Here is a 12,185-nt window from a genome sequence, read left to right on the forward strand (position 1 = left end):
TTTTGCTTTTCAACTTTCATTAAGTCAAAGAAATCAACCAATAACTCTGGAAGTACCAGTTTCAATAGTTCAATTTGTGGATCCAATCGCTTTTTTTTCCAAAGTTCTAAATTCTATTCAAATTCCTCCCCAACTTTTGAGAATGATCCAAAACTTGAAGGAATACGCAGGTTTTATAACTAGCAAAACAACTTATACCGACAATTATAATTCGGAGTTTCATTATCACGAAAATCCTCATTTGAGTTTTATCCTTCATGGTGGAAACTATGAATATAAAAAATCTCAGAAATCCGTAAAAAGTAGTGGAGATGTATTGTTCTATCATTCAGGAGAACTACATAAAACAATTCCGACAAACGAACAGACAAAGAACTTAAACTTAGAAATTGACACTCATTTCCTGAAAGAAAATGATTTGTCAGAAGCGGCATTAAAAAATGTAGTTGACAATAGTTTTAACAGTCGGTTATTTATGCTTAAAGTTCATTCCGAACTTCAATTAAATGATACAATAACAGAAAAAGCCATTCAGGTAGTATTGCTGGACTTTTTAAACAATGTTAAAACAACTAATTATCAAGTGGTTAAATGGCTTTATGAACTCAGGGATATTTTGAATGATGAATGGAACATCAATCACAGCTTGTCTGAATTATCCGTCCGTTTAGGCATACATCCTGTTACCATCTCTAAGAACTTCAGTAAGTATTTCGGGTGTTCCTATGGAGATTACGTCAGAAAATTAAGAATAGACAGAAGCCTTACTTTGATAAAAAACACCAACTGTTCTTTAACAGAAATTGCTCTTCTTTGTGGCTTTGCAGACCAAAGTCATTTCATCAGAGTTTTTAAAACCTTCACCGGGTTAAATCCTAAATATTTTCAAAAACTTTAATGAGGCTAATTCTGTTCTATTTTATCCATACTAATATTCCGTTCTTTGCTAAGAAAATAGCATTAAAATGATGAGAACTAAATTATTCCTTGTGTTCATTTTGTTTCAAACAAGTTTATCGGCACAGGATACCATACCTTTTACCATTGGTAAAAACAATAAAATCTATCTAAAAGTACGGGTCAATAATTCGGATGAATTAAATTTCATGTACGATACGGGAGCAGATGTTTGTGCCATAAAAAAATCGATTTTAGATAAAGCAGCTGTAAAAATTGATGGAACAGAGGAAAATGTTGGTGTTGGCGGAGTATCATTGGTTGAAACATCTTCAAAAAATGAAATAAACATCAGCACCTTTCACAAAAAAGAACACAAGTTGCTTGTCCTGGACTATGAAGATGATCTGGAAGATGGCATAATTGGTTGGACCTACTTTGAGAACAAGGTGGTTAATATCAATTACGGAATTAAAAAAATGATCATTCACGATAAGCTCCCTGAAATTCCGAAGGAATACATGAAATTGAAATGCAAAAAGATTGATAACCTGTTTTTTGTAAAATTAACCCTGGTTGTGAAGGGTAAAAAAATGAGTGATTGGTACGAACTGGATACAGGTTCTGACGGTTCATTAATGATCAGTAATCTATTAGGTAGAAAACGTCATTTATTCGGTGAAATGATTCAAATTGGCAATTCAGTGTCCAGAGGTTCTGATAACAATTTGATAGAGAATGATTTGGTGCTGTTGGATGAGCTAAGAATAAAAAACTATCGGTTCTATAGAATTCCAATTGATTTGGCAACTACCGAAAGTTCAGTTGAAAACAATGATATTATTGGAAATAACTTTTTAAAGAGATTTCATTTATTTATGGATTTTGGGAATAATACAATTTATTTGAAAGTAAATAATTTGGTTCATTCCTATTATTTAGAATCACTGGTAGAATAAGAACACGGTCGAATAGCTAGCAAGGTGTTGCCAAAGATGTTACTGAATGACTTCAATTAAAGCTTCAATTTATCTCTTCCCTTTGTTGGGTTGCGCATAGATGGATGTCCCCAAAACTGTAAAGCGCAATACATCATTCTTTCAGTGGCATTTAATCCTGCTTCACATTAAAATCCTGCGGCTTAAGCTGCTTTTATCTCTGTCAAACCGGAAGATTGCATTAGCATTGTTGGATCAAATTCAACAATATGCTGGAAAAATTCAGAACACTTTGCGAAGGGAAACTCTACCTTAAACTAATAACGGTTTTTCTGGTTGTTTTGTCTTCATTAGCTATACTGATTCCCATCGTTCAGCTCGCTCTGCTGTTTGGAGTAGATCTGATGAAAGAACATGATGTTCGAATGAAGGTTGAATTTGGTAACGTCTTTTTCTTCTTTCTTTTTGGCGCTTGCTCGATTGCAATTATTGGCCTTGCACAGAAATATCTGCACAAAAGAACACTCGCTGATCTCGGCTTTAGAACCAACGGTTTATCCACCACGGCGGATTTCTTCATTGGTTTTATGGTAGGCGTGTTTATGTTTGGATTGGAATACCTGGTACTGGGAATAAGTGCAGGTGAGGTCAAATTTGTATCTGTAATTCCCAACAAGATTTCCATACCTGCGTATATTGGTTATTATAGCTATTTCTTCTTCGGGGTGTTAATTTGGAACTCGCTCATTGAGGAACTGGGCTGTCGGGCTTATCCTATTGAAGCACTTCGGAAACACCTTAATCCTCACATCATTTTCATTCTAATGGGAGTTCTTTTTACACTCGCTCATTTTGTTGTTCGCGATTTCAGCATCTCTTATGCGATAAGCTTGTTTATAACCTCCTATGCCTTGTCAGGGGTTTACTATTATTCCGGTTCCATTTGGTTGGCTATAGGAGTTCATACCGGCATCAATTGGTTTGGTTTTTCCTTTGCTGGCGAAAATTGGAAATTGGGAGCATTGGTCCGAATTGAATTTTATGATCTCCCAACATGGATTATGGATGTTACACGTCCATTCATTGGGATTTGTGTATTCTTGCTTGTGAGGAGTGCCAGTAAAAAAGGGCTATTCAAAAAAATCTGCAAGTAGGAAAGAAACAAAATTTATCTTTACTGCTCCGCTCATTAAATGACAAACACAACCCAAAATAACAGCTTTCGCATTTACCCTTGGGTATTCATCCCATTATTTGGGTTGATTTACTACACTACACTTTTCATGATGACTATGGGGCGAGATGCTGATTACGGTTTCGATTGGATCGCGGCACTCATCATTTCAACTCAATTTGGGGTTATTTGGTGGCTCACCCAATTTACACTAAATAAACTGCTGAAAAGAGGATGGCGGATGAATATTCAATTGTTCCTCTTTGGTGTGATAGCAATTGTCCTGTTAAACGATTGTATCTTCTTTACATTAAGGAGTATTTACGTTTCAATCAGGTATCCGGAATTTTCATTGTTCAATTGGGCGTTGCTTACAATTATCTCACTTGATGGTCTGTTAAAAGGAATGATCGTTATGAGTATTTTGTTCAGTCTCCATTTTTTCAAACGATGGAGGCTTGAAAGCGAAGAAAATGAACGATTAAAACGAAACGAATTGGAGCTTCAGAATAGAGCATTAAAAAGTCAACTAAATCCACATTTCCTATTCAATAATCTGAATACATTGTCCGGATTAATCCGACAGGATCCGGCGATTGCAACTGAGTTTTTAAAAGAAATGTCAGACATGTATCGCTATATTTTAAAAACAACTGAAACGGAGGTTGTTCCATTGATGGAAGAGGTACAATTTGCCGAAAGCTACACCCGCTTGCTAAAAAAACGCTTCGGTAAAAACTTCAACTACTCTATAGAAGTTACCGATTTCGATTATGTCCTTCCACCAATTTCCCTGCATTTATTGTTAGAGAATATTGTCAAACACAATCGGATTGATGCCGAATGTCCGATGCACTTTACGATTAAACAAAAGGACAATGCATTGGTTGTTGAGAATACAATCAGCCTAAAGAACAACGTGGATTCTACAAAAAAAGGACTGCAGCTATTAACCGAACAATACACCTTTCTTACAAACAAAACCATCGAGATCCGCGAAGAAAACAACTTGTTCTCGGTTAAATTACCTTTACTGAAAATAATAGGATGAATGTATTAATCATAGAAGATGAAGAAAGCGCTTTTGAGAACCTGAAACGCATCTTATTGGAAATTGATCCAACGATTCAGATCATTTCATGGTTGCAGAGTGTTGAGCAATCCATTCATTGGTTTAAAACAAATGATTCTCCTGATCTCATCTTTTTAGACATTCAATTGAGCGACGATGTGAGCTTTAAAATCTTTGAAACGGTAGAAGTCACCTCACCAATTGTATTTACAACTGCTTTCGATGAATATGCGATCAAAGCTTTCGAATTAAACAGTATCGATTATATTCTAAAGCCCATCTCAAGGAACAGTATCGAAAAGTCAATTACGAAGTACAAGTCGAGTATAAATCGTCTTCCTAAATCTTACAATAGCTTCATTCAGGATTTAAAGTCCGTTTCGATCAATCCATCCTATAAAGAGCGCTTTTTGGTCAACAAAGCAGATGAATTATTAATCGTTTCAACCGCAAATATCTCTTATTTCTTTAAGGATAGCGAAACTTACATCGTATTAAAAAATGGCGATCGCTATGCTGTCAAATTCACGTTAGATGAGCTCATTCATGTATTAGACCCCGCTCAATTCTACAGAATCAATCGTCAACTGATTGTTAGTATAGATGCCATATCTAAAATTTCGTTGTGGTTCAAGGGGAAACTAAAATTACGGCTGATTCCGGAATTTGATAAACCTGTTTTTGTGAGTAGGGAAGGCGCCACCAAATTTAAAGCCTGGATGGACAAATAACGACTATTGAGAACAGATTCAATTAACTATATTTGGAAAATTGGAGAGTAATGTATTCTAGACTTAGCTTACCAGCAAGCATAAATAAAACGCAGAAAAAAATGAACATAAACAAAATACTAACTTTAGCACTGACGCTTTTTTGCTTTCTGGCAAATGCACAAAACAACTTCAAAATTTCGGGTAATTTAAGTGGGTTTGAAGAAAATTCTCTTGTGAAAATTGACAGAGAAAATATTACTTTGGACAGTTGTCGTCTAAAAAACGGGAAATTTGAACTCAAGGGAAATTTTGAGCAATCGCCTTCTTCTGTTTATTTGTTTATTGAAAACGGAAAAGATTGGATTTACAGTTCTTTTTTTATTGGAAATGAAAACATTACAATCGATGCGAAAATCGAGGATTTTCCACATAGCGTAAAAACCAAAGGTTCAAAATATGATGATTTGAGATACAAATTTGTAAGCGTTGGAAAAGATTTAAATATTGAAAGGAGTAAGTATTTAAAAGAAATGTTTACGCTTCGAGACCAAAAAAAATGGAATGACAGTTTGCAAAGGGAATATTGGGGAAAATCTGAGCCTTTTGGAAAAATCACAATTATTGATCAAAAATTAGACAAAATTCAAAAAGACTTTATTGTGGAAAATTTAAATTCTTACTACGGTCTTTGTCTTTTGGAAATGTCAAAAACTCAATATTCTGAAACCGAACTTTCCAATCTAATTTCTCAACTAAAACCGGATTTCAAAAAAACGGTTTATGCAAAATCAATCAATACGCATATTAAAAATCCGGATTTGAAAATCGGCGACAGATTCTATGATTTTTCAGCTTTAAATTCAAAAAATAAAAAAGTGAATTTTTCCGATTATTTTGACGGGAAATACGTTTTGTTGGATTTCTCAACTTTGTTTTGTGGATTTTGTCAACAAGCAATACCTGAACTCGAGAAAATCAAAAAAATGCAAAACGATAAATTGGAAATCATCACATTTTATGTGGATGAAAGCCAAAAAGGTTTTGACGGATTATCAGAAAAACACAGCGAAAACTGGAATGTTCTTTGGGATAAAGAAGGCAGGTTGAGTGATACTTATGCCAAATATAAAGTGTTTGGAACACCTACTTTTTATTTGTTCAATTCCAACGGAAATTTAGTCCAAAAATTTGACGGATTTTCCGAAGATTTTTCCGGACAAATTGAAAAAGCGTTGAACAAATAATGCCAACTGGTAACAAGGGTTGTGCAATCAACTAGTTCGAAATAGCTGATATTAACTCCAAAAGGTAAACAGAAATAGTTCCCTTTTTTTGTTTCATGAATTTCTTATTCTTTTTATAATCTTTGAGAATTTTATTTTTCATAGCTTCGTTGCTGATTGGTATGAAACATGATTAAGCAATTCAATTACAAGCAATTTGGGAACATCGACTTGGCCTTTTACAACAATACCACCAAGTCAACAAATACCATAGAAGATCACATAAAAATCATCTTTATTCCGCAGCATTATGGGATAAAGATTGACTTTCAGGAGTTTATCTTGCCACACGACGCTTTATTGTTTGTAAATCCCAAAGTGGTAGTGCAGCCATTAGACAAGGACCTATCAGGTGCTGAACTAATCCATTTCAACCGAGATTTTTATTGTATCGAAATCCACGACCAGGAAGTAGCTTGCGATGGTATTTTGTATAATAATGTTTTTGAAGTACCCTTTATTGAATTGGATGAAAACCAGTCTGCGGATATTCAAAAAATCATTACGGATATAAAATCTGAAATGGAGTCGCAAGATGCCAGTACCGAGGAAATGCTCCGGATTTTGTTGAAACTAATAATTCTCAAGTCCACACGGATTTGGAAAGAGCAACACCATCTGGCTGAAAATGAACAATATTCGGATGTTCAGTTTTTAAGAAAGTTCAGCAAATTGGTGGAAGAAAATTACAAAACACACCATGCGGTAGCCGATTACGCAGATATGCTTGCGATCACTCCCAAAAGTCTGAGTAAAAAAATAGGCTTACTCAGCAAGGATACTCCAAATGATATCATTAAAAATCGGATCATCTTAGAAAGCAAACGTCTATTGGCTCATACAACACTTTCGGTGAAAGAAATTGCGTACAGTTTGAACTATGATGATGATGCTTATTTTGTCCGTTTCTTTACAAAAAATACCGGCACATCTCCAACTTCATTTCGAAAACTATTCTGATTTTTTACTGTAATTATTCTGCAAGCATGAACCCAAATTCATGCTTTTTTTATTCCTGTAGCTTCATTTTTAAAGATTAGAGCAAAAAGTGCAATTCATGGCGAAATACGTCCATTGAGTTCCTTCTCCATTTGGCGGAAGTTTGCATCAACAAATTAATCAAAATGAAAATGAATATCGGAATATCAGAAATCAATCGCAAGAAACTAGCCGATGAGCTATCAACATTACTCGCCAATGAGTATGTACTTTTTACAAAAACTAAAAACGCTCATTGGAATGTAGCAGGGCTTGACTTTTACGACAAGCATCAATTATTTGACAGTCAGGCCAATCAATTGGCTTCAACAATTGACCGTATTGCCGAAAGAATCAGAACCTTGGGTTTCACTGCACCTGCGAGTTTAAAGGCATTTCTTGAATTGACAAGTTTGCAAGAAACAGACCTCACCTCGAATAAGAGTGTCGAATTTATCAATGATTTATTATCAGCCCACGAAACGGTCATCATTCAATTACGAAATAACATCAGCCTTTTTGCTGATGCGTATGGTGACTTTGGCAGCAGTGATCTTATCACAAGCCTTCTGCAAGACCATGAAAAGACGGCTTGGATTTTAAGAACACTTTTGAAATAAATCAGTCGGGGGAAAAAGTGCAATTCAAAGCGAAAAGCGTCCATTGTTGCCCACGAAAAATAGCCTCAACTTTGTCCTATCAAATTAATTATAAACAATTTAAATAAAAGAAAAATGAACAAGTTAACAGTAAAAGACGGAACAGAAATCTATTACAAAGATTTAGGCCAGGGCCAACCCATTTTCTTCCACCACGGATGGCCGCTATCATCTGACGATTGGGATGCTCAAATGATGTTTTTTCTCGAAAAAGGATTCAGAGTAATAGCACACGACCGCCGCGGACATGGTCGCTCAACCCAAACTTACCAAGGCAATGACATGGATACTTATGCAGCAGACGTAGCCGAACTTACCGCTCATCTCGACCTCAAAAATGCGATACACGTTGGACACTCAACAGGCGGTGGGGAAGCCATCAGATATGCTGCAAAATATGGCAAAGACAGAGTAGCCAAAGTGGTTTTGATTAGTGCCATCACACCTTATATGATTGCCGATGACAGAAATCCAAACGGTGTACCATTAGCAGTTTTTGACGACATTCGTCACAATACACAACACAATAGAGCTCAGTTCTACCAAGATATTACCATTCCGTTTTTTGGATATAACCGGGAAGGTGCCGATGTAAAAAAAGGAATACAAGACAATTGGTACAGACAAGGCATGATGGGTGGTATTAAAGCTCAGTATGATTGTGTGAAAGTGTTTTCTGAAACCGATTTTACCGAAGATTTAAAAACCGTAACCATTCCGGTGCTGGTATTGCACGGCGAAGACGACCAGATTGTACCTTACGCTACCACAGCCGTAAAAGCACACGAATTGCTGCAAAATAGCTCACTTATTTTATACCCGGGTTTCCCACACGGTATGCCTACCACAGAAGCAGCAACTATCAATAACGATATTTTAAAATTCATCAATCAATAATTCATCCATATTTCAAATTCTTAAAAATCAAATAACATGAAAAAGTCACTAGTAGCAATCGCAATTTTAGTTTCTCTATTTACTAATAGCCTTTTGGCACAAAACAATAGAAAAGCAGGCTCTTTAGGTAGAGAAGAATATATAGAAGTTGAAAAAAATGTAAAACTTCATGTAACCGACCTTGGGGAAGGAGCCCCCGTTGTTTTGATCCACGGCTGGCCATTGAGCGATGCCATGTATGAGTATCAGTACGCTTATTTCGTAGAAAAAGGTTACCGGGTAATTGGCATTACATTAAGAGGTTTCGGCTTATCTGACAAACCAGGAGGAAGTTACAATTACGATGTTTTTGCAGACGACATTAAGGTGATTTTAGACAAACTTAAAATAGAAAATGCAACTATTGGCGGATTTTCAATGGGCGGTGCAACGGTAATTCATTATGTGGCAAAGTATCATGCAGCACACGTTTCTAAAATGGCATTATTTGGTGCAGCTGCGCCTATTTGGACAAAAAGAGCCGACTTTAACTATGGCTTTTGGACAAAAGAAGATGTTGACGGCTTAATAGGACTAAACAATACCAACAGACCTCAGTTGTTTGCAACTTTTGGAGCGATCTTTCCTGCCAATGAAACAAGTGTTTCAGCTGGTCACGGGGCTTGGTTAGGAACAATTCAAGCTCAAGCTTCCCCTTATGCAATGGGCGAGTGCTTAAAAACGCTAAGAGATAGTGATTTGCGTGAAGATTTGAAGAAAATTACAATCCCAACACTGATACTTCACGGTAAATTAGACAAAATTTGTTCATACGAATTGGCTGAACAAATGCACCTAGGTATTAAAAACTCAAAATTAGTGCCTTTTGAAAAAAGCGGTCATGCCTTGTTTATTGAAGAGCTGGGAAAATTTAATACTGAATTATTGAATTTTATTAAATAGTGATAACATGAACCGAAAAGGCTGATTTTTAATCAGCCTTTTCGGTTTTTAATACCAAGCATATGATATATAGAATAGCGATACTTAGTCTTGGCTTACTGTTTTCTTGCAAAAGCACTGATATGTTAGCAAGTAACCGCCAAGCTAATTTGCCGAAACCCATAGGACCATACAGCTACGCCAGAAACGATGGGGATTTAATTTTTCTCTCAGGTCAAATTGGAATAGATCCACTTACAGAGACTTTAAAAAAGGGAGTTGAAGAACAAACGAAGCAGATTTTTGAAAATTTAAAAGTGATTCTTAAAAACAATGATTCCGATGTAGATAACATCATTAAAACAACCATTTTTCTTACTGATATCAACCATTTTGAACAAGTTAACGACATCTATAGCAGTTATTTTTACCACCAATTTCCAGCCCGAAGTACTATTGTAGTAGTTGCCTTACCCAAAAATGCCCTGCTTGAAATAGAATGTATTGCTGTTAAAAGCAGGTAACTAATCAATTTTATTCGGAAAAATGTGTGATTTCCTGTTTGAAATTTATCCATGACGGTTTGATAGCAACCACCTCTAAACTGAGATCTAAATGCTTTGATAAAACCTCACGGAGTTGCGTGCTTTTTTTTAGGAATGGACATTCAAAGGAAAATAAGACTGTTCATCTATAAAAAAAACGCAATCTTCTATTTCTTCCCGAAAGTTTGAAATTAAAATTCAACCTTTGTGAAATGTGGCTAAATCCGAGAAGCAAATCGATCCGGACAGGAATTCATATTCTGATCTGGTTCCTGTTGTTTTTTCTTCCTTATATGATGTTTCCACGAATAGGCAATGAATTCCAGCCGGGATTGAGTCACCTTATTCCATTGATCTGTTATGCGATTATTTTCTACAGTAATTACATCGTCCTGACTGATAAACTATTGTTTGAAAGACGGTTTGTTTTATATTGCCTGATCAACCTGGGTCTGATTCTTTTTTTTCTAGGTGTCAATTGGGTAATGCATTACTGGTTCAGACCAAAACTACCGGGGTTGGAAAATGTCAGGAAGCTATTTTCCGATGAACAGATGCATCCCAGCCTTTTTTTTGTAATCAAGGATCTCTTTTCATTTTTCATCCCGATTATCTTCGCAATAGCACTCAGAGCTACGGAACGCTGGATCAGAACAGAGGGTGAAAAAAAGGAAATCGAGAATAAAACCCTGGAATCGGAATTGGAACATCTACGCTATCAATTGCAGCCGCATTTCTTTTTCAATTCGCTCAATAATATCTATTCGCTCATTGAAATCTCGCCGGAGAAAGCACAAGATACCGTACTTGGATTAAGCAAGTTAATGCGTTACCTGCTTTATGAGACCAATCACAAAGAAGTCGATCTTGCTCATGAAATTTCATTTTTGATAAATTATATCAAACTGATGGAGATTCGTCAGTCGGATAAAACAATCACGACCTTCTCTTTCCCTGAAGTAGAAGAAAAAAGGTACTTTATTGCCCCGCTTCTGTTTATATCGATGATTGAAAATGCTTACAAGCATGGAGTATCGGCCACACGTCCTTCTAAAATCTATTTCAGCCTTGAGCTAATGGAGGATCATTTGTTATTTATCAGTGGGAATACGAACTTTCCCAAAAACGAATCTGATATCAGTGGTTCCGGGATCGGCTTGGACAATCTTCGAAAAAGATTGGAGTTATCGTATCCGGGACATCACAAACTCACTATTATGACCGAAAACAAAATGATGGATCCGTTTGAAAACAAAGAGATTGAAGGTTTTGAAAACGATTTGTTCTGGGTACGTTTACGCATTGACTTAAAAGGATTATGATCATTAGCTGTCTTATAATCGATGATGAGCCCTTGGCGCAAGAGCTGATCGGGAGATACGTTCAAAACACACCTTTTCTTGAATGTGTGGGAGTATGCAATAATGCTATTGAAGCATTGGTGTTTATGAATAAAAACAAGGTTGATCTGCTCTTCCTGGATATTCAGATGCCGGAATTGTCGGGATTGGAGTTTTCAAAGAATACACCGAAGGAAACACGTATCATCTTTACGACCGCGTTTGACAAATATGCGCTGGAAGGCTATAAGGTGAATGCACTTGACTATTTGCTCAAGCCTTTTAGCTACAATGAATTTTATTCTGCAGCACTCAAAGCTAAAGAATGGTTTGAAATGCATGCAGATGCCGGTTCAAACAAGAATGACGGCTTCATATTTGTGAAATCGGAATACAAACAATTGCGGATTGACTTGAAAGACATCATCTATTTTGAAGGATTGAAAGATTATATCAAGATCTGGGTCAAAGATGAACGCAAACCGATACTCACCTTGTTAAGTCTTAAATTACTGGAATCCGAACTTGATCCGAAATTGTTCATGCGCGTACATCGATCCTTTACCGTCTCATTAGAGAATATCCGGGCTGTAGAACGAGGTGCTGTTTTGATGAGTAATGGAGTTTATATTACGATCGCAGAGCAATACAAGGCGAAATTCCAGGAATTTATCAATGGGAAATCGGTGAGTTGATCGTTCTTACAAAAACCGGACGGCATTTTAAGCCGGTTCTTCGATACATTCCACTTCAACATCTATTCTTGAA

Annotated in this window: 13 protein-coding genes; all 13 read left to right on the forward strand. The window is 36.3% G+C overall.

Annotated elements, in window-relative coordinates; translation table 11 throughout:
- Positions 1-898 (forward strand): AraC family transcriptional regulator (locus AAG807_RS15220; protein WP_341905711.1); only part of this gene is annotated, 898 nt, incomplete at its 5' end.
- 67 nt (positions 899-965) lie between these two features.
- The gene (locus tag AAG807_RS15225; RefSeq protein WP_341905713.1) at positions 966-1,856 is read left to right on the forward strand and encodes an aspartyl protease family protein; all 891 of its coding nucleotides are present in this window, start codon (positions 966-968) and stop codon (positions 1,854-1,856) included.
- A 248-nt stretch (positions 1,857-2,104) separates the two neighbouring features.
- Positions 2,105-2,989: a CPBP family intramembrane glutamic endopeptidase gene (locus tag AAG807_RS15230; RefSeq protein WP_341905716.1), complete on the forward strand. Its 885-nt coding sequence runs from the start codon at positions 2,105-2,107 to the stop codon at positions 2,987-2,989.
- 39 nt (positions 2,990-3,028) lie between these two features.
- On the forward strand, positions 3,029-4,060 hold the full coding sequence (locus AAG807_RS15235) for a histidine kinase (protein ID WP_341905719.1): 1,032 nt from the start codon (positions 3,029-3,031) through the stop codon (positions 4,058-4,060).
- Positions 4,057-4,812: a LytTR family DNA-binding domain-containing protein gene (locus AAG807_RS15240; protein ID WP_341905721.1), complete on the forward strand. Its 756-nt coding sequence runs from the start codon at positions 4,057-4,059 to the stop codon at positions 4,810-4,812. The genes AAG807_RS15235 and AAG807_RS15240 overlap by 4 nt, the downstream gene beginning before the upstream one ends.
- A 101-nt stretch (positions 4,813-4,913) precedes the next feature.
- On the forward strand, positions 4,914-6,038 hold the full coding sequence (locus AAG807_RS15245; protein WP_341905723.1) for a TlpA disulfide reductase family protein: 1,125 nt from the start codon (positions 4,914-4,916) through the stop codon (positions 6,036-6,038).
- Positions 6,039-6,206: 168 nt separating this feature from the next.
- Entirely contained in the window at positions 6,207-7,037 is an 831-nt protein-coding gene (locus tag AAG807_RS15250) for a helix-turn-helix domain-containing protein (protein ID WP_341905725.1), read from the forward strand.
- Positions 7,038-7,201: 164 nt separating this feature from the next.
- Entirely contained in the window at positions 7,202-7,675 is a 474-nt protein-coding gene (locus tag AAG807_RS15255; protein WP_341905728.1) for a DNA starvation/stationary phase protection protein, read from the forward strand.
- A gap of 114 nt (positions 7,676-7,789) precedes the next feature.
- Positions 7,790-8,611 (forward strand): alpha/beta hydrolase, encoded by an 822-nt coding sequence (locus AAG807_RS15260; RefSeq protein ID WP_341905730.1) that lies wholly within the window; start codon positions 7,790-7,792, stop codon positions 8,609-8,611.
- Between the two features lie 36 nt (positions 8,612-8,647).
- A complete protein-coding gene (locus AAG807_RS15265) occupies positions 8,648-9,553 on the forward strand; it encodes an alpha/beta hydrolase (protein WP_341905733.1) in 906 nt (301 codons plus the stop codon).
- Positions 9,554-9,675: 122 nt separating this feature from the next.
- Entirely contained in the window at positions 9,676-10,056 is a 381-nt protein-coding gene (locus tag AAG807_RS15270; RefSeq protein WP_341905735.1) for a Rid family detoxifying hydrolase, read from the forward strand.
- A gap of 233 nt (positions 10,057-10,289) precedes the next feature.
- Positions 10,290-11,399: a histidine kinase gene (locus tag AAG807_RS15275; RefSeq protein ID WP_341905736.1), complete on the forward strand. Its 1,110-nt coding sequence runs from the start codon at positions 10,290-10,292 to the stop codon at positions 11,397-11,399.
- Positions 11,396-12,112 (forward strand): response regulator transcription factor, encoded by a 717-nt coding sequence (locus tag AAG807_RS15280; protein WP_341905737.1) that lies wholly within the window; start codon positions 11,396-11,398, stop codon positions 12,110-12,112. Before AAG807_RS15275 ends, AAG807_RS15280 begins: the two co-directional genes overlap by 4 nt.
- Positions 12,113-12,185 lie beyond the last annotated feature (73 nt).

The organism is Fluviicola taffensis DSM 16823, from assembly GCF_943372375.1.
In the GTDB taxonomy this organism is placed as follows: Bacteria; Bacteroidota; Bacteroidia; order Flavobacteriales_D; family Crocinitomicaceae; genus Fluviicola; species Fluviicola taffensis_A.

Coding starts and splice junctions, on each gene's coding strand:
- AAG807_RS15250 (WP_341905725.1), top strand. CDS start 6,207: ATGATTAAGCAATTCAATTACAAGCAATTTGGGAACATCGACTTGGCC.
- AAG807_RS15230 (WP_341905716.1), top strand. CDS start 2,105: ATGCTGGAAAAATTCAGAACACTTTGCGAAGGGAAACTCTACCTTAAA.
- AAG807_RS15225 (WP_341905713.1), top strand. CDS start 966: ATGATGAGAACTAAATTATTCCTTGTGTTCATTTTGTTTCAAACAAGT.
- AAG807_RS15245 (WP_341905723.1), top strand. CDS start 4,914: ATGAACATAAACAAAATACTAACTTTAGCACTGACGCTTTTTTGCTTT.
- AAG807_RS15260 (WP_341905730.1), top strand. CDS start 7,790: ATGAACAAGTTAACAGTAAAAGACGGAACAGAAATCTATTACAAAGAT.
- AAG807_RS15240 (WP_341905721.1), top strand. CDS start 4,057: ATGAATGTATTAATCATAGAAGATGAAGAAAGCGCTTTTGAGAACCTG.
- AAG807_RS15270 (WP_341905735.1), top strand. CDS start 9,676: ATGTTAGCAAGTAACCGCCAAGCTAATTTGCCGAAACCCATAGGACCA.
- AAG807_RS15280 (WP_341905737.1), top strand. CDS start 11,396: ATGATCATTAGCTGTCTTATAATCGATGATGAGCCCTTGGCGCAAGAG.
- AAG807_RS15265 (WP_341905733.1), top strand. CDS start 8,648: ATGAAAAAGTCACTAGTAGCAATCGCAATTTTAGTTTCTCTATTTACT.
- AAG807_RS15235 (WP_341905719.1), top strand. CDS start 3,029: ATGACAAACACAACCCAAAATAACAGCTTTCGCATTTACCCTTGGGTA.
- AAG807_RS15255 (WP_341905728.1), top strand. CDS start 7,202: ATGAAAATGAATATCGGAATATCAGAAATCAATCGCAAGAAACTAGCC.
- AAG807_RS15275 (WP_341905736.1), top strand. CDS start 10,290: ATGTGGCTAAATCCGAGAAGCAAATCGATCCGGACAGGAATTCATATT.